Origin of the sequence: Escherichia sp. HH091_1A, from assembly GCF_030295175.1 — a bacterium.
GTDB lineage: Bacteria > Pseudomonadota > Gammaproteobacteria > Enterobacterales > Enterobacteriaceae > Escherichia > Escherichia coli_F.
On the sequence record NZ_AP025747.1, the window covers coordinates 3,881,286 to 3,897,111 of the forward strand.

Annotated in this window: 20 protein-coding genes; 15 read left to right on the forward strand and 5 right to left on the reverse strand. The window is 51.0% G+C overall.

Features of this window, described 5'->3' with window-relative positions; genetic code table 11:
* The 3 genes from QUF14_RS19470 to uxaC all read right to left on the reverse strand — a co-directional run bounded on the left by QUF14_RS19470 (nucleotide 1) and on the right by uxaC (nucleotide 3,549).
* The gene (locus tag QUF14_RS19470; protein WP_000128132.1) at nucleotides 1-552 is read right to left on the reverse strand and encodes a YgjV family protein; all 552 of its coding nucleotides are present in this window, start codon (nucleotides 550-552) and stop codon (nucleotides 1-3) included.
* An 82-nt stretch (nucleotides 553-634) separates the two neighbouring features.
* On the reverse strand, nucleotides 635-2,122 hold the full coding sequence (uxaA, locus tag QUF14_RS19475; protein ID WP_001199369.1) for an altronate dehydratase: 1,488 nt from the start codon (nucleotides 2,120-2,122) through the stop codon (nucleotides 635-637).
* A 14-nt stretch (nucleotides 2,123-2,136) separates the two neighbouring features.
* Nucleotides 2,137-3,549 carry a glucuronate isomerase gene (gene uxaC / locus QUF14_RS19480; RefSeq protein ID WP_100733923.1) on the reverse strand — a complete coding sequence of 471 codons (1,413 nt, stop codon included), beginning with the start codon at nucleotides 3,547-3,549 and terminating at the stop codon, nucleotides 2,137-2,139.
* Between the two features lie 482 nt (nucleotides 3,550-4,031).
* On the opposite strand from uxaC, the gene exuT reads away from it, so the two are divergent.
* The 13 genes from exuT (at nucleotide 4,032) to QUF14_RS19545 (ending at nucleotide 12,430) form a co-directional block, all read left to right on the forward strand.
* Nucleotides 4,032-5,330 carry a hexuronate transporter ExuT gene (gene exuT, locus QUF14_RS19485; protein ID WP_001298326.1) on the forward strand — a complete coding sequence of 433 codons (1,299 nt, stop codon included), beginning with the start codon at nucleotides 4,032-4,034 and terminating at the stop codon, nucleotides 5,328-5,330.
* Between the two features lie 129 nt (nucleotides 5,331-5,459).
* Complete coding sequence (gene exuR / locus QUF14_RS19490; RefSeq protein ID WP_000406496.1) at nucleotides 5,460-6,236, forward strand: transcriptional regulator ExuR; 777 nt, start codon at nucleotides 5,460-5,462, stop codon at nucleotides 6,234-6,236.
* Between the two features lie 239 nt (nucleotides 6,237-6,475).
* Nucleotides 6,476-6,559 (forward strand): protein YqiM, encoded by an 84-nt coding sequence (gene yqiM / locus QUF14_RS19495; protein ID WP_211180508.1) that lies wholly within the window; start codon nucleotides 6,476-6,478, stop codon nucleotides 6,557-6,559.
* Nucleotides 6,560-6,580: 21 nt separating this feature from the next.
* Entirely contained in the window at nucleotides 6,581-7,243 is a 663-nt protein-coding gene (yqjA, locus tag QUF14_RS19500) for a DedA family general envelope maintenance protein YqjA (RefSeq protein ID WP_000422149.1), read from the forward strand.
* Between the two features lie 3 nt (nucleotides 7,244-7,246).
* Complete coding sequence (gene mzrA / locus QUF14_RS19505) at nucleotides 7,247-7,630, forward strand: EnvZ/OmpR regulon moderator MzrA (RefSeq protein ID WP_001166773.1); 384 nt, start codon at nucleotides 7,247-7,249, stop codon at nucleotides 7,628-7,630.
* Between the two features lie 146 nt (nucleotides 7,631-7,776).
* Nucleotides 7,777-8,145 carry a DUF1090 family protein YqjC gene (gene yqjC / locus QUF14_RS19510; RefSeq protein WP_001352920.1) on the forward strand — a complete coding sequence of 123 codons (369 nt, stop codon included), beginning with the start codon at nucleotides 7,777-7,779 and terminating at the stop codon, nucleotides 8,143-8,145.
* 37 nt (nucleotides 8,146-8,182) lie between these two features.
* Nucleotides 8,183-8,488 carry an ElaB/YgaM/YqjD family protein gene (locus tag QUF14_RS19515; RefSeq protein ID WP_000031415.1) on the forward strand — a complete coding sequence of 102 codons (306 nt, stop codon included), beginning with the start codon at nucleotides 8,183-8,185 and terminating at the stop codon, nucleotides 8,486-8,488.
* A gap of 2 nt (nucleotides 8,489-8,490) precedes the next feature.
* Nucleotides 8,491-8,895, forward strand: a complete 405-nt coding sequence (locus QUF14_RS19520; protein ID WP_000785722.1) for a phage holin family protein — start codon at nucleotides 8,491-8,493, stop codon at nucleotides 8,893-8,895.
* Nucleotides 8,885-9,184 carry a YqjK-like family protein gene (locus tag QUF14_RS19525; RefSeq protein WP_000096086.1) on the forward strand — a complete coding sequence of 100 codons (300 nt, stop codon included), beginning with the start codon at nucleotides 8,885-8,887 and terminating at the stop codon, nucleotides 9,182-9,184. The genes QUF14_RS19520 and QUF14_RS19525 overlap by 11 nt, the downstream gene beginning before the upstream one ends.
* Before the next feature lie 186 nt (nucleotides 9,185-9,370).
* Nucleotides 9,371-9,763, forward strand: a complete 393-nt coding sequence (locus QUF14_RS19530) for a DoxX family protein (protein WP_000732238.1) — start codon at nucleotides 9,371-9,373, stop codon at nucleotides 9,761-9,763.
* 424 nt (nucleotides 9,764-10,187) lie between these two features.
* On the forward strand, nucleotides 10,188-11,174 hold the full coding sequence (yqjG, locus tag QUF14_RS19535; protein ID WP_000531185.1) for a glutathionyl-hydroquinone reductase YqjG: 987 nt from the start codon (nucleotides 10,188-10,190) through the stop codon (nucleotides 11,172-11,174).
* 292 nt (nucleotides 11,175-11,466) lie between these two features.
* The gene (locus QUF14_RS19540) at nucleotides 11,467-11,832 is read left to right on the forward strand and encodes a DUF805 domain-containing protein (protein ID WP_000384145.1); all 366 of its coding nucleotides are present in this window, start codon (nucleotides 11,467-11,469) and stop codon (nucleotides 11,830-11,832) included.
* A 241-nt stretch (nucleotides 11,833-12,073) separates the two neighbouring features.
* Entirely contained in the window at nucleotides 12,074-12,430 is a 357-nt protein-coding gene (locus tag QUF14_RS19545; protein ID WP_001198783.1) for a DUF805 domain-containing protein, read from the forward strand.
* 50 nt (nucleotides 12,431-12,480) lie between these two features.
* On the opposite strand, the gene yhaJ is transcribed toward QUF14_RS19545, so the two are convergent.
* Nucleotides 12,481-13,377 (reverse strand): DNA-binding transcriptional regulator YhaJ, encoded by an 897-nt coding sequence (gene yhaJ, locus QUF14_RS19550; RefSeq protein WP_001041010.1) that lies wholly within the window; start codon nucleotides 13,375-13,377, stop codon nucleotides 12,481-12,483.
* Between the two features lie 104 nt (nucleotides 13,378-13,481).
* Between yhaJ and QUF14_RS19555 the strand changes: the two genes are divergently transcribed.
* The gene (locus QUF14_RS19555; protein WP_000633564.1) at nucleotides 13,482-14,183 is read left to right on the forward strand and encodes a pirin family protein; all 702 of its coding nucleotides are present in this window, start codon (nucleotides 13,482-13,484) and stop codon (nucleotides 14,181-14,183) included.
* A gap of 22 nt (nucleotides 14,184-14,205) precedes the next feature.
* Nucleotides 14,206-14,370: a protein YhaL gene (locus QUF14_RS19560; RefSeq protein ID WP_038813158.1), complete on the forward strand. Its 165-nt coding sequence runs from the start codon at nucleotides 14,206-14,208 to the stop codon at nucleotides 14,368-14,370.
* A gap of 132 nt (nucleotides 14,371-14,502) precedes the next feature.
* On the opposite strand, the gene cyuA is transcribed toward QUF14_RS19560, so the two are convergent.
* The gene (gene cyuA, locus QUF14_RS19565; RefSeq protein ID WP_100733922.1) at nucleotides 14,503-15,813 is read right to left on the reverse strand and encodes a cysteine desulfidase; all 1,311 of its coding nucleotides are present in this window, start codon (nucleotides 15,811-15,813) and stop codon (nucleotides 14,503-14,505) included.
* Between the last annotated feature and the right edge of the window lie 13 nt (nucleotides 15,814-15,826).

The following is a 15,826-nucleotide window of genomic DNA, read 5'->3' on the forward strand; positions in this document are numbered from 1 at the left end:
TTAGCCCCTTTCGTCTACGGCGGAAGGGGTTTTCTCCACTTTAAACGGATCAATTCCCCTTCTCTGCATACGCCAAAAACGAATGATATTCAGGCCATTCATCAGCAGAAAACTCCCCTCAATCATCGTGCCGCCTATCGACCCGGCCCAAATGTTGTGAGTTAACCAGCAACAAGTAGAAAACCACATCACGCAGCGCATGGTCAGCCCTTTACAACGGAACAGCGCCCAGGTACTGACAATCGTGCCGATAACCGGCAGCAGCTCCATGGGATGATGGAACTTCGCCAGGCCAACTCCTCCCGTCAGCACGATGAAGATCGCCATTATCCATAAGCTGCGCGTGCGTAAGGTAATCAATGTACGAATGGCATTAAGGATGGCACTGGCACCAGCGGGATAGGTGCCCAGAAGAAAAAAATGTACGCCAATAACGGCGCTATAGACCGAAAGCTGCTTTTTGAAGCGACGTTCGTCACGGTTGAAAAATGTTGTGATACCAATCAGAAAGGCGATGACACCCACGCCCTGGGCCAGCCAATACGCGGTCATGATAAATCCTTAGCAGGTATGGAAAAGCAAACGGCGCTTCACATTATGAAACGCCGTTTTTTATTAACAACTCATTTCGACTTTATAGCGTTACGCCGCTTTTAAAGATCGCCAGTTCGCGGAAGTCGTTACGCTCGTTGCAGGTTTGTTTACCATTGGCAAACTCAACGATGGTGTCGATAAATTCCTCCAGCAACTGCGGCATCGCTTTACCGTGGATCAGCTGACCCGCGTCAAAGTCGATCCAGTGTTTTTTCTTCGCCGCCAGTTCACTGTTGGTGGCGATTTTCACCGTTGGCACAAATCCACCATATGGCGTACCACGACCCGTACTGAACAGCACCATATGGCAGCCCGCGCCCGCCAGGGCGCTGGTCGCTACGGCATCGTTACCCGGCGCACTTAACAAGTTCAGCCCCGGCGTTTTCAGACGCTCGCCGTAACGCAGCACGTCAACCACGACACTGGAACCCGCTTTCTGAGTACAACCAAGTGATTTATCTTCCAGCGTGGTGATACCGCCCGCTTTGTTCCCCGGCGATGGGTTTTCGTAGATAGGCTGGTCATGGGCAATAAAGTACTGCTTGAAGTCGTTGACCATAGTGACCAGTTTTTCAAACGTTGCTTCGTCACGACAATGGTCCATCAGCAACTGCTCTGCGCCGAACATCTCCGGCACTTCGGTCAGTACGGTAGTGCCGCCGTTAGCAATGACGTAATCAGAGAAACGCCCCAGCATTGGGTTAGCAGTAATACCAGAAAGACCGTCAGAACCACCGCATTCCAGACCAAACTTCAGTTCGCTGAGTTTGCCCGGCTCACGTTTGTCGTTGCGCATTACGTTATACAACTGATGCAAATGCGCGATCCCGGCTTCGATCTCATCATCCTGCTGTTGGCAGATCATGAAATGAACGCGTTCAGGATCGATATCGCCCAGCGTTTCACGGAATGCGGCAACCTGGTTGTTTTCACATCCCAGACCAATGACCAACACGGCGCCTGCGTTCGGGTGGCGCACCATGTTTTGCAGCATGGTACGGGTATTAATGTGATCGTCGCCCAGCTGCGAGCAGCCGTAGGTGTGGCTGAAGAGGAACACGCCGTCAGTACCTTCGGCGTTGTTGGTCTCTTTCAGGAAACGGTTCTGGATCTGCCGCGCGATGCCGTTAACACAACCCACGGTTGGCAGGATCCACAGCTCATTACGCACCCCGACATCGCCGTTAGCGCGACGATAGATCTGCACTTCACGATCTGCCGCTTGCGCAGGCAGATCCTGAAAATCAGGTTGATAGCGATACTGATCCAGATCGCTGAGATTCGTGCGCGTATTGTGGGCGTGAACGTGTTCCCCCGCCGCAATATCCGCCAATGCATAACCAATCGGCAGGCCATATTTAATGACGTTGGCCCCTTTTGCGATATCCGTTAACGCAAATTTATGTCCACGAGCAACATCCTGGCGCAGCGTGACAGTTTGGTTATCGACACTGACTTCTGTGCCTTCCGCCAAATCTGCTAAAGCAACCGCGACGTTATCCAGCGCATGGATCTTGATGTATTGCATATCAACCCCAGACCTTAGTTCAGTTCAATGGCGAAGTAGTCACGCGCATTGTTAAAGCAAATATTTTTCACCATCTCGCCCAGCAGGTTGATGTCCGCCGGTGCTTCGCCCGCTTCCACCCAGCGGCCAATCATCTGGCACAGAATGCGGCGGAAGTATTCGTGACGGGTGTATGACAGGAAGCTACGGCTGTCAGTCAGCATACCGACAAAGCGGCTCAGCAGACCGAGCTGCGCCAGTTGGGTCATCTGACGTTCCATACCGTCTTTCTGATCGTTAAACCACCAGCCGGAACCGAACTGCATTTTGCCCGGCATACCTTCGCCCTGGAAGTTACCGATCATGGTGCCCAGCACTTCGTTATCGCGCGGGTTCAGGCAGTAGAGAATGGTTTTCGGCAGCAGGTTTTCTTCGTTCTGCTTGCTCAGCAACTTAGACAGCTCTTCTGCCATCGGACGGTCGTTGATGGAATCAAAACCTACATCCGGCCCCAGCAGTTTGAACTGACGCAGGTTGTTATTACGCAGTGCGCCGATGTGGTACTGCTGTACCCAGCCGCGACGTGCGTATTCGGCACCAAGGAACACCAGCACCGCAGTTTTGAACTGTGCCACTTCGTGCTCGCTCAGGGTTTCGCCTGCCAGACGGCGCTCCAGAATGCTGTCCAGTTCCGCTTCGTTCGCTTCAGCAAACATCACCACGTCCAGCGCGTGGTCAGACACTTTACAGCCGTGAGCGGCGAAGTGATCCAGACGTTTAGTCAGGGCAGTTTGCAGGTCAGCAAAGCGGCGAATGTCGGTATCGGAAACTTCGCCCAGCTTCGCCATGTAGTCGTTAAAGGTCGCCTGTTCGATGTTGAAGGCTTTATCAGGACGCCAGCTCGGCAGCACTCTAATGGTGAAAGAGCCGTCTTTGGCGATCTCTGCGTGATGCTCCAGAGAATCGATCGGATCGTCGGTGGTGCCGACCATTTTCACGTTCATCTGCTGCATGATGCCGCGCGCAGAGAAATTATCCTGCGCCAGCAGTTCGTTACATTCGTTCCAGATTTCGTCAGCGGTAGACGGGGAAAGCAATTTGCCGGTAATACCAAATGGACGACGCAGTTCGAGGTGCGTCCAGTGGTATAACGGGTTGCCGATAGTGTGCGGAACGGTCGCCGCCCAGGCGTCAAATTTTTCTCGGTCAGATGCATCACCGGTACACAGACGCTCAGCCACGCCATTAGTGCGCATAGCACGCCATTTGTAGTGATCACCTTTCAGCCAGATGTCATACAGATTTTTAAAGCGGTAGTCTTCTGCGATTTGCTGCGGCGGCAAATGGCAATGGTAATCGAAAATCGGCTGGTCTTTTGCGTAGTCGTGATACAGACGGCGGGCAAATTCGGTATCTAACAGGAAATCTTCAGTCATAAACGGAGTCATTTTCGTCTTCCTCTCAACGAGTGAGCTAGCTTGCTTATGGTGCGATGCTGACAAAGTTATCACACCAATTTCCAGAGTCCGAAGATATTTTCGTGAGATAGATCAATAAACGTAGTTAAAAAAATTACTCTCAAAGTGGTAAATCTCGCTGCAAGCCGCGCCAGTACTGGCCTCGCTGTCATCAGGTAATGTCCCTACAAATATTCCCACATTTGTGATGGCTCTCACCTTTTAAAGTTGTATGACAAGTTATCTTTCTGCCGTCGCAAATCATAAGTCGACGGAATGCAAATTGCCGATTCATTCATTTGTTAGATGAATCGGGTTAACCGGTACGGAAGCCGAATTAGCACGAAACTTTCATGGCAACGTTCGGGGCGTGCCGGTTTTTTTTCGGTTACCCGGTCGTAACTAACATCTTCAGCCTCTGGCGGGATGATGGCCGCGCTTCCTGCGGCTATAACAAAACGATGAGGTTTTACATGCGTAAAATTAAAGGGTTACGTTGGTATATGATCGCACTGGTGACGCTCGGCACCGTGCTTGGTTACCTGACGCGTAACACTGTGGCGGCAGCTGCGCCAACTCTGATGGAAGAGTTAAACATCTCCACCCAACAGTATTCCTATATCATCGCAGCCTATTCTGCTGCTTATACGGTCATGCAACCGGTAGCAGGTTATGTACTGGATGTGCTGGGTACGAAAATCGGTTACGCAATGTTTGCTGTACTGTGGGCTGTGTTCTGTGGCGCAACCGCGCTGGCAGGTAGCTGGGGTGGCCTGGCGGTTGCTCGTGGTGCGGTAGGTGCTGCAGAGGCGGCGATGATCCCGGCGGGTCTGAAAGCCAGTTCCGAATGGTTCCCGGCAAAAGAGCGTTCCATCGCGGTCGGCTACTTTAACGTAGGTTCTTCGATTGGTGCCATGATTGCGCCGCCGCTGGTGGTATGGGCAATCGTGATGCACAGCTGGCAGATGGCATTTATCATCTCCGGTGCGTTGAGCTTTATCTGGGCGATGGCATGGCTGATTTTCTACAAGCATCCGCGCGACCAGAAACATCTGACCGATGAAGAACGTGACTACATTATTAATGGTCAGGAAGCCCAGCACCAGGTTGACACAGCGAAGAAAATGTCCGTTGGTCAGATCCTGCGTAACCGTCAGTTCTGGGGTATCGCGCTACCGCGTTTCCTGGCTGAACCGGCCTGGGGTACTTTTAACGCGTGGATCCCGCTGTTCATGTTTAAAGTTTACGGCTTTAACCTGAAAGAGATCGCGATGTTCGCCTGGATGCCGATGCTGTTTGCTGACCTTGGTTGTATCCTCGGTGGTTACCTGCCGCCGCTGTTCCAGCGTTGGTTTGGCGTGAACCTGATCGTTTCCCGTAAGATGGTAGTAACGCTGGGTGCGGTGCTGATGATTGGCCCAGGTATGATCGGTCTGTTCACTAACCCGTATGTCGCGATTATGCTGCTGTGTATCGGTGGTTTTGCTCACCAGGCCCTGTCTGGCGCACTGATTACGCTCTCTTCTGACGTGTTCGGTCGTAACGAAGTGGCGACGGCGAACGGTTTAACCGGGATGTCCGCATGGCTGGCAAGTACGCTGTTTGCACTGGTAGTCGGTGCACTGGCTGACACCATCGGCTTCAGCCCGCTGTTCGCAGTTCTGGCAGTATTCGACCTGCTGGGTGCGCTGGTTATCTGGACTGTGTTGCAGAACAAACCGGCGATTGAGGTGGCGCAGGAATCACATAACGATCCCGCACCGCAACATTAAGGCTTCGTGTAAGTTTTAGTTTCCCTTCAAAGCCGCCTTCTCAGGCGGCTTTTTCATCACTGCGAGTAGAGCTAAACTCGCAAAAGTGGTATAACAAATATAGTCTGCCGTATCATGCCTGGAGCGCATATGGAAATCACTGAACCACGCCGTTTGTATCAACAACTTGCCGCTGATCTGAAAGAGCGCATCGAACAGGGCGTCTATCTGGTGGGTGATAAACTGCCTGCTGAGCGCTTTATTGCCGATGAAAAAAACGTCAGTCGCACCGTGGTTCGTGAAGCCATCATCATGCTTGAAGTTGAAGGCTATGTAGAGGTGCGTAAAGGCTCGGGTATTCATGTGGTTTCCAACCAGCCGCGCCATCAGCAGTCAGCTGACACTAATATGGAATTCGCCAATTACGGTCCGTTTGAGCTGCTTCAGGCACGTCAGCTCATCGAAAGTAATATTGCCGAGTTCGCAGCGACCCAGGTAACTAAACAGGACATCATGAAACTGATGGCCATCCAGGAGCAGGCGCGCGGCGAACAATGCTTCCGTGATTCCGAATGGGATTTGCAGTTCCATATTCAGGTTGCCCTGGCGACGCAGAACTCCGCCCTGGCAGCCATCGTTGAAAAAATGTGGACCCAACGTAGCCATAACCCATACTGGAAAAAACTGCACGAGCATATTGATGCCCGTACTGTCGATAACTGGTGCGATGACCACGATCAGATCCTCAAAGCGTTAATTCGTAAAGATCCCCATGCCGCGAAGCTGGCAATGTGGCAGCATCTGGAAAACACCAAGATCATGTTATTTAACGAAACCAGCGACGATTTCGAGTTCAATGCCGACCGCTATCTGTTCGCCGAAAATCCCGTTGTGCATCTTGATACGGCCACCAGCGGCAGCAAATGAAATCCCCATTCGGCAGGCGCAACGACGCGCCTGTTTGCCTCGTCGGTAAGCGAAAAGTATAAAGTGTCAGCCTGTGTAAATCCTCTCGCCACCCTCCCCTGCATTCAGCAAAATCAGACTCCACGGACATGTAATTTTGATAACGAACAACGTTGACCTTTGTTACAATTAGATTCAATTTGAATTTATGCTTTTGAATGCTTTCTTATCTCACGATTTAACAGGGAATAGTTCAGGCTGTGTTGATGTATCAAACCCGCAGAACATACCAAAACAGCAATAACATTGCGGTAGTGCATCTTTTAAAACCAGCGTGGCGTTAACCGATTCACCAGGAATAATGAATGGAACTTTTGACCCAATTGCTGCAAGCCCTGTGGGCGCAGGATTTTGAAACCCTGGCCAATCCGTCGATGATTGGCATGCTCTATTTTGTTTTATTTGTAATTTTGTTCCTTGAAAACGGCTTGCTTCCGGCGGCCTTTTTACCGGGCGACAGTTTACTGGTGTTGGTCGGCGTATTGATTGCGAAAGGCGCGATGGGCTATCCGCAAACGATTCTGCTACTGACCGTTGCCGCCAGCCTCGGCTGCTGGGTCAGCTATATTCAGGGGCGATGGCTGGGCAATACCCGCACCGTACAAAACTGGCTATCTCATTTACCCGCGCATTATCATCAACGCGCACACCATCTTTTTCATAAACACGGTTTATCGGCGCTGTTAATTGGTCGCTTTATTGCGTTTGTCAGAACACTGCTGCCGACGATTGCCGGGTTATCAGGGCTGAATAACGCGCGCTTTCAGTTCTTCAACTGGATGAGCGGTCTGCTGTGGGTATTAATCCTGACAACTCTGGGTTACATGCTCGGCAAAACGCCGGTATTTTTAAAGTACGAGGACCAGCTGATGTCATGCCTGATGCTGCTCCCGGTGGTGCTGCTGGTGTTTGGCCTGGCAGGTTCTCTGGTCGTGTTATGGAAAAAGAAATATGGAAATCGGGGGTAAGGGATGCAAATACCTCGCATGTCGCTTCGCCAGCTAACCTGGTCCGGCGCTGTTTTACTTCTGGTCGGCACGCTGTTGCTGGCCTGGTCCGCGGTTCGCCAGCAAGAGTCTACGCTGGCGATTCGTGCCGTTCATCAAGGCACAACGATGCCAGACGGTTTTTCAATCTGGCATCACCTTGACGCTCACGGCATCCCCTTCAAAAGCATCACCCCTAAAAACGACACTCTGTTAATTACGTTTGACTCCAGCGACCAGAGTGCCGCAGCAAAAGCGGTTCTCGACAGAACATTGCCCCATGGCTACATCATTGCGCAGCAGGACAATAATAGTCAGGCTATGCAATGGCTAACCCGATTGCGGGATAACTCTCATCGCTTCGGATAACTTCCTGTTATCCGAAACAGATCACTCACTTTGGTGATTTCACCGTAACTGTCTATGATTAATGAGGCGGTGGTTAACACTACCGCTTCGTTGTCTGGACAATCGTTCCTTTGTAATAGGTCCGAATCACAATGGAAGGTTCAAGAATGAAATACCGCATCGCTTTAGCTGTTTCTCTTTTTGCTCTTAGTACCGGTAGTTATGCCACTACCCTGTGTCAGGAAAAGGAGCAAAATATCCTTAAGGAGATCAGCTATGCCGAAAAACACCAAAACCAGAATCGTATTGACGGTCTGAATAAAGCCCTGAGTGAAGTCCGGGCCAACTGTTCAGATAGCCAGCTGCGTGCCGATCATCAGAAGAAAATCGCAAAGCAGAAAGATGAGGTGGCGGAACGCCAGCAAGATTTAGCCGAGGCGAAGCAAAAAGGCGATGCCGATAAGATTGCCAAACGCGAACGGAAACTGGCAGAAGCGCAGGAAGAGCTGAAAAAGCTGGAAGCGCGCGACTACTAACTCACAATAGTCACTACTTACTCACCTGGAGAAAACTATGTCGAAAGAACACACTACGGAACATCTGCGTGCTGAGTTGAAATCCCTTTCCGATACGCTGGAAGAGGTGCTTAGCTCATCTGGCGAGAAGTCGAAAGAAGAGTTGAGTAAGATTCGTAGCAAAGCGGAGCAGGCACTGAAACAGAGCCGTTATCGCCTGGGTGAAACCGGTGATGCCATTGCCAAACAAACCCGTGTCGCGGCGGCGCGTGCCGATGAGTATGTGCGTGAAAATCCATGGACGGGCGTGGGCATTGGCGCTGCAATCGGTGTAGTGCTCGGCGTTCTGCTGTCGCGTCGTTAATTATGGCGGACACTCATCACGCGCAAGGGCCCGGTAAAAGCGTTCTGGGCATCGGGCAGCGAATTGTTTCCATCATGGTTGAAATGGTGGAGACACGTCTGCGGCTGGCGGTGGTGGAGCTGGAAGAGGAAAAAGCCAATCTCTTTCAGCTTTTACTGATGCTGGGCCTGACGATGCTTTTCGCTGCATTTGGTCTTATGAGCCTGATGGTGCTGATTATCTGGGCGGTTGATCCGCAATATCGCCTGAATGCGATGATTGCCACCACCGTGGTGTTGCTGCTACTGGCACTCATTGGCGGTATCTGGACGTTACGTAAATCGCGTAAATCCACCTTACTGCGCCATACGCGCCATGAGCTGGCAAACGATCGGCAACTGCTCGAGGAGGAGTCCCGTGAGCAGTAAAGTCGAACGTGAACGACGTAAGGCGCAACTGCTTAGCCAGATCCAGCAACAACGGCTGGATCTTTCCGCCAGTCGTCGTGAATGGCTGGAGGCGACAGGCGCTTATGATCGTCGCTGGAATATGCTGCTGAGTCTGCGCTCCTGGGCGCTGGTTGGCAGTAGTGTGATGGCTATCTGGACGATTCGTCATCCCAATATGCTGGTCCGCTGGGCCAGACGCGGTTTTGGTGTATGGAGCGCCTGGCGTCTGGTGAAAACAACCCTCAAGCAACAACAGCTTCGCGGTTAACTTCCTCTCTGGCCGGAGACATTCCGGCCTTATCCCTCAAATTTTTTGAAAAATTTTGACAGTTTTCCTTGCTAACAATCACGCTTCGCCACGTTTATGATTCTCTCCATCGAAAGCAAGGACGCTAATACCGCGCCCTTGCACAAAAAAACAATCAGCAGCCTGAGCGGCGCAGTGGAGAGTAAGATGAAAAAATTAGAAGATGTTGGGGTACTGGTCGCACGCATTTTAATGCCGATTCTGTTTATTACGGCAGGTTGGGGAAAAATTACTGGCTACGCGGGTACGCAACAATATATGGAAGCGATGGGTGTCCCTGGCTTTATGTTGCCACTGGTGATTCTGCTTGAGTTTGGTGGTGGTCTGGCAATCCTGTTCGGTTTCCTGACACGTACCACTGCCCTGTTTACTGCGGGCTTTACGCTGCTGACGGCATTTTTATTTCACAGCAATTTTGCAGAAGGCATGAACTCGCTGATGTTTATGAAAAACCTGACTATTTCTGGCGGATTCCTGCTGCTGGCGATTACCGGTCCGGGCGCGTATAGCATCGACCGTCTGTTGAATAAAAAGTGGTAAGTACGCGCTATACTTAACGATAAAAAACGAGGGGGAACACTCCTCGTTTCAGATTGTTGACAAAGTGCGCGTTGTTCATGCCGGATGCGGCGTGAACGCCTTATCCGGCCTACAAAAACATGCAAATTCAATACATTGCAGAAACCTCGTAGGCCTGATAAGCATAGCGCATCAGGCAGTTTTGCGTTTGCCATCAGTCTCAAACGAGGAGAAACGCTCCTCGTTTCAGATTGTTGACAAAGTGCACGTTGTTCATGCCGGATGCGGCGTGAACGCCTTATCCGGCCTACAAAAACATGCAAATTCAATACATTGCAGAAACCTCGTAGGCCTGATAAGCATAGCGCATCAGGCAGTTTTGCGTTTGCCATCAGTCTCAAACGAGGAGAAACGCTCCTCGTTTTTGCTATTGGAGGAGAGAAAAATGGGTCAACTGATTGACGGCGTCTGGCATGACACCTGGTACGACACCAAATCCACCGGCGGTAAATTTCAACGTTCAGCTTCCGCATTTCGTAACTGGCTCACTGCCGATGGCGCGCCAGGCCCCACTGGCAAAGGCGGTTTTGCCGCAGAGAAAGATCGTTATCATCTCTATGTTTCACTCGCCTGCCCGTGGGCGCACCGCACGCTGATCATGCGTAAACTCAAAGGACTGGAACCGTTTATTTCCGTTTCCGTAGTGAACCCGTTAATGCTGGAAAACGGCTGGACCTTTGATGACAGTTTTCCGGGAGCAACCGGCGATACACTCTATCAACATGAGTTTCTGTATCAGCTTTATCTCCACGCCGATCCACACTACAGCGGACGTGTCACTGTTCCCGTACTCTGGGACAAGAAGAACCACACCATTGTCAGCAACGAATCAGCGGAAATCATCCGCATGTTCAATACCGCGTTTGATGCGCTGGGTGCGAAAGCTGGAGATTACTACCCTTCAGCCCTGCAAACGAAAATTGACGAACTTAATGGCTGGATTTACGACACCGTTAACAATGGCGTGTATAAAGCCGGTTTTGCCACCAGCCAGGAAGCCTACGACGAGGCAGTGGTGAAAGTGTTTGAATCGCTGGCGCGGCTGGAACAGATTTTAGGTCAGCATCGTTACCTGACCGGCAACCAGCTAACCGAAGCCGATATTCGCCTGTGGACCACGCTGGTGCGTTTTGATCCAGTGTATGTGACCCACTTTAAGTGTGATAAGCACCGCATCAGCGATTACCTGAATCTGTATGGCTTCCTGCGCGATATCTACCAGATGCCGGGAATTGCCGAAACAGTCAATTTCGATCACATCCGTAATCATTACTTCCGCAGCCATAAGACCATCAACCCTACGGGGATTATTTCAATTGGTCCGTGGCAGGATCTCGATGAACCGCATGGACGAGATGTTCGCTTCGGTTAAAAAAAGGCACCTTACGAGGTGCCTCTGATAATTAGCTAAGTGCGTGTTGTTCATGTCGGATGTGGCGTAAACGCCTTATCAAACCTACAAAACATTTATATTCAATATGTTGCAATGACCGCGCAGGCCAGATAAGCGTAGCGCATCTGGCAATTTTGCGCTTGTCATCAGTCTTAGCGCTCCTTCAGCGTACCTTATTAATTCATTAAACGAATATTTACTGCCATTTCATTCACGTCTATTCTTAATTTGCTGCTTTAAAAACAAGTGATTGAGTAAAATTGAGGCAAAAATGGACTGGTATCTGAAAGTACTAAAAAATTATGTCGGTTTCCGGGGCCGTGCGCGGCGCAAAGAGTACTGGATGTTTATTCTGGTCAACATCATCTTTACGTTCGTGCTGGGGCTACTGGATAAAATGTTAGGCTGGCAACGTGCCGGTGGCGAAGGCATCCTGACGACAATCTACGGTATTCTGGTGTTTTTACCATGGTGGGCAGTTCAGTTCCGCCGCCTGCACGACACCGACCGCTCGGCGTGGTGGGCACTGTTGTTCTTAATCCCGTTTATCGGCTGGCTGATTATCATCGTCTTTAACTGCCAGGCAGGTACGCCAGGCGAAAACCGCTTTGGACCAGATCCGAAACTGGAACCTTAAAACAAATCTCCTCGCCGGATGTCTGACTCATCCGGCTTTTATCATCATGTTGATGAATAAATAATCTACTAATGTTTATTTAAATTATTTCAATGTCGTTATATAAATTACATATAAAAAACGACCATGTATTTATCTTAAATATCAAAACCTTTATAACATCCGAAAAAGAAAGATACGAATAGCATTTACTCCATCCCCGGAATAGACTTTCGCAACTTTTAATTAAAGGGATGTTTTTATGCAGTGGTATTTAGCCGTATTAAAAAATTATGTTGGTTTCTCTGGTCGTGCACGTCGTAAAGAGTACTGGATGTTTACTCTGATTAACGCCATCGTCGGCGCTATTATCAATGTCATTCAATTGATTTTAGGTTTAGAGTTTCCATTCCTTTCTCTCATTTACCTGGCAGCAACAATCATTCCGGTCATTGCTCTGTGCGTTCGTCGTCTGCACGATACTGACCGTTCAGGTGCGTGGGCGCTTCTCTATCTGGTACCGGTCATTGGCTGGTTAGTTCTGTTTGTATTTGCCTGTTTAGAAGGCAATTCTGGCAGCAATCGTTACGGAAACGATCCGAAGTTTGGTTCAAATTAATCTTAGAATTGGGGCGATATTTCGCCCCTTTTTATTAAAAATAACAAATATTATTTTCCGCTAAAAAGTTTGGGTATTTCCCGCAGACACCAGGATTTCGCTTCCCCCATACTGTCACGACGCCAGGCCATAATAATATCGATCTCGCTGGTCGATTCCGGGCTGACGACACGCAACCGTCCTTCCGCAATATCTTTTTCAACCATCGGATACGGCATCGTCGCCACGCCAAGCCCCGCCAGTAACGCCTGACGTTTATCTTCAATTGTACTCACCGTTAAGCGCGGCTGTTTGTCCAGCAGCTGTACGGTCAATACCGGGCGCTCACGAGCGGTATCCGCCACCGCAATACCACGATATTTCACACGCGTCACTTCAGAGAGCGGTTCTGGCTCTTGATGAATCGGGTGATCTGGCGCGGCAACATAGACGTTCATTAAGGTATAGAGTTTGCGCGAGTTGATCTCCGACGAGGAGCGAAAATGCATATCCGGCGCGATAACAATATCCGCCCGCCCCTGCTCCAGCCGTTCCCACGCCCCTGCCAGCACTTCAGTGATGATTGCCAGTTGGGTATTGGCTTTTGCCGCCAATTTGTCGATTAACGGGAAAAAGGCGGGTGTCGGTACCAGCGCCTCAGTCACAATGGTGAGATGCGTTTCCCAACCGCGCGCGAGGGCTTCCGCATCGGTAGTCAGTTTATCTGCGGCTTCCAGCAAAACGCGCCCTCGCTCCAGCAACATTCGCCCGACATTGGTGAATTTGGTGCGATGGCCCGAGCGGTCAAACAACACCACATCCAGCTCTTCTTCCAGTTTTTGCATGGTGTAGCTAAGTGCGGAAGGCACGCGTCCCAGCTCATCCGCCGCCGCCGCAAAACTGCCCCGGCGATCGATCGCATCCATAACCCGTAGTGCTTCCAGCGTTAATGCCCTTTCTTTGGCCATTTCGTTCTCATTCAGGAAATTTGAACATACCGGGCAGAATATCTGGCTAACAATGTAGCGTCCAGCCCCTTACCATAAAAGGAAGTAAAGAGAGGTCAAGAATTATGATTACTACCCGAACTGCCAGGCAGTGTGGACAAGCAGACTACGGATGGTTGCAGGCCCGGTATACTTTTTCCTTTGGACACTACTTCGACCCGAAATTGTTAGGTTATGCCTCCCTGCGTGTGCTTAACCAGGAAGTTCTGGCCCCAGGTGCCGCCTTTCAGCCACGAACCTATCCCAAAGTCGATATTTTAAATGTGATTCTGGATGGAGAAGCTGAGTATCGCGACAGCGAAGGCAATCATATTCAGGCCTACGCAGGTGAAGCGTTGCTGCTCTCTACCCAGCCGGGTATCAGCTATAGCGAACACAATCTCAGCAAAGACAAACCGTTAACACGGATGCAGCTTTGGCTGGATGCCTGCCCGCAGCGAGAGAATCCGCTGATTCAAAAACTGGCGCTTGATATGGGCAAGCAGCAATTAATCGCCTCGCCAGAGGGGGCGATGGGAAGCCTGCAGTTGCGCCAGCAAGTGTGGCTGCATCATATCGTGCTAGACAAAGGCGAAAGTGCGAATTTCCAGTTGCATGGGCCACGCGCGTATTTGCAATCGATTCACGGGCAATTTCATGCGCTTACGCATCATGAAGAGAAAGCGGTGCTGACCTGCGGTGATGGGGCGTTTATTCGTGACGAGGCTAACATTACGCTGGTTGCCGATTCCCCACTGCGCGCTTTGCTGATAGATTTGCCTGTCTAGTTGTTTTTACAGGGAGATGAAGATGAGTAAAAAATCGGCCAAAAAGCGTCAGCCGGTGAAGCCCGTGGTGGCGAAGGAACCGGCTCGCACCGGCAATAATTTTGGCTATGAAGAGATGTTGAGCGAACTGGAAGCCATTGTCGCGGATGCTGAAACGCGTTTAGCCGAGGATGAAGCTACCGCGTAAAGACAGGTTGCCGGATGCGGCGTAAACGCCTTATCCGGCCTACAAAACCAGCAACATCAACAAATTGCACAACTCGTAGGCCAAATAAGATGCACCAGCATCGCATCCGACACGATACCCAAAACCAGGTGTTTATCTGGCCTTGCTCGCTATAATCTCGATAATCTGCCGATCCGTTTGCTGCATCGAATGGCTTGCCAGCGCACACAGGTTGGCAATCGACTGCTCAACATCATGCGCCACAATACCTTCATTACCGGTCACAGCGGTATCATCCAGCGCCATTAACACTGCTTTCCACGCAGCCGAAGCACTGGTCGAAACCTTCATCGCGCAGCTGTTGGACGCACCATCGCAAATCATGCCGCTGACATCGCCGATCATACTGCTGATCGCCATCGAGATGGTTTCATAACGCCCATCCACCAGCCATGCCATCCCGGCGGCGGCCCCCATTGCTGCGGTCGTTGCGGCACAAAGCGCAGACAAACGCGGTAACTGGTTATGGATGTAAATCGCGCTCAAATGCGAAAGCATCAGCGCACGCGCCAGCCGTTCATCATCGGCCCCGAAGTGTTCTGCTACCACCACCACAGGCATTGTTGCAGTGATCCCCTGGTTACCCGAGCCGGAGTTACTCATTGCCGGAAGCGTAGCGCCGCCCATACGCGCATCGGATGCCGCGCTGGTACGAATCACAATGGATGAAGAGAGATCTTTCGCCAGCAAACCGCGTGCACACTGTTTCTCCAGCGTCGCGCCAATATGCAGCCCCCAGTTACCGCTCAAGCCTTCCTGCGATAACGCACAATTTAACTTCGCAGAATCGAGAATAAAGCGGATCGCCGCAAACGGCACTTCATTGACGAACTTCAGGATCTCAGCCAGCGTCGTTCTGGAGAGCACCGTCAGTGGCGACTCTTGCTCGCCCTCTGCTACACTGGCCTGCTGGGTAAACACCACGCCATTGTGCGTCTCAATATGCACAATGTTGGTATGCCCACCGACGATGGTGACACACGCCCACTTCTCACCGTTCCAGACTTTGGCGCGTGAGAAGAGGATTTCATCGCAAGGTTCCTGGATCTTAACTGAGACTTTCCCCGCCGCCAGCAGTGCTTTGGCATCGGCAATTGCCTGCGCAGTTGCGTCTTTCAGCACTTCCAGCCCGGCATTGGCATTCCCACCTAACGCGCCCAGCGCCGCCGCAATCGGCAGTCCCACCATTCCCGTGCCAGGAACGGTGACGCCCAGACCGTTCTTCATCAGATTTGGCGAAACCCAGGCTTCTACTCGTTCAACCGGACCTTCCAGTTCTGCTGCAGCAACTGCCGCCGCCAGCGCCAGTGAAATTGGTTCAGTACATCCCAGCGCCGGTTTTACTTCCTCCTGAACGGCGAGGATGTAACGCTGCCATAACGGATTTAAAGTCGAATCAAACATAATAAAAACCTTA

What these genes read in the sequence shown, in the direction of transcription:
- uxaC (WP_100733923.1), bottom strand. Translation starts at nt 3,549, where the DNA reads ATGACTCCGTTTATGACTGAAGATTTCCTGTTAGATACCGAATTTGCC.
- yhaJ (WP_001041010.1), bottom strand. Translation starts at nt 13,377, where the DNA reads ATGGCCAAAGAAAGGGCATTAACGCTGGAAGCACTACGGGTTATGGAT.
- QUF14_RS19470 (WP_000128132.1), bottom strand. Translation starts at nt 552, where the DNA reads ATGACCGCGTATTGGCTGGCCCAGGGCGTGGGTGTCATCGCCTTTCTG.
- QUF14_RS19540 (WP_000384145.1), top strand. Translation starts at nt 11,467, where the DNA reads ATGGACTGGTATCTGAAAGTACTAAAAAATTATGTCGGTTTCCGGGGC.
- QUF14_RS19545 (WP_001198783.1), top strand. Translation starts at nt 12,074, where the DNA reads ATGCAGTGGTATTTAGCCGTATTAAAAAATTATGTTGGTTTCTCTGGT.
- uxaA (WP_001199369.1), bottom strand. Translation starts at nt 2,122, where the DNA reads ATGCAATACATCAAGATCCATGCGCTGGATAACGTCGCGGTTGCTTTA.
- QUF14_RS19555 (WP_000633564.1), top strand. Translation starts at nt 13,482, where the DNA reads ATGATTACTACCCGAACTGCCAGGCAGTGTGGACAAGCAGACTACGGA.
- yqjA (WP_000422149.1), top strand. Translation starts at nt 6,581, where the DNA reads ATGGAACTTTTGACCCAATTGCTGCAAGCCCTGTGGGCGCAGGATTTT.
- QUF14_RS19560 (WP_038813158.1), top strand. Translation starts at nt 14,206, where the DNA reads ATGAGTAAAAAATCGGCCAAAAAGCGTCAGCCGGTGAAGCCCGTGGTG.
- yqjG (WP_000531185.1), top strand. Translation starts at nt 10,188, where the DNA reads ATGGGTCAACTGATTGACGGCGTCTGGCATGACACCTGGTACGACACC.
- exuR (WP_000406496.1), top strand. Translation starts at nt 5,460, where the DNA reads ATGGAAATCACTGAACCACGCCGTTTGTATCAACAACTTGCCGCTGAT.
- yqjC (WP_001352920.1), top strand. Translation starts at nt 7,777, where the DNA reads ATGAAATACCGCATCGCTTTAGCTGTTTCTCTTTTTGCTCTTAGTACC.
- QUF14_RS19520 (WP_000785722.1), top strand. Translation starts at nt 8,491, where the DNA reads ATGGCGGACACTCATCACGCGCAAGGGCCCGGTAAAAGCGTTCTGGGC.
- QUF14_RS19515 (WP_000031415.1), top strand. Translation starts at nt 8,183, where the DNA reads ATGTCGAAAGAACACACTACGGAACATCTGCGTGCTGAGTTGAAATCC.
- mzrA (WP_001166773.1), top strand. Translation starts at nt 7,247, where the DNA reads ATGCAAATACCTCGCATGTCGCTTCGCCAGCTAACCTGGTCCGGCGCT.
- QUF14_RS19530 (WP_000732238.1), top strand. Translation starts at nt 9,371, where the DNA reads ATGAAAAAATTAGAAGATGTTGGGGTACTGGTCGCACGCATTTTAATG.
- exuT (WP_001298326.1), top strand. Translation starts at nt 4,032, where the DNA reads ATGCGTAAAATTAAAGGGTTACGTTGGTATATGATCGCACTGGTGACG.
- cyuA (WP_100733922.1), bottom strand. Translation starts at nt 15,813, where the DNA reads ATGTTTGATTCGACTTTAAATCCGTTATGGCAGCGTTACATCCTCGCC.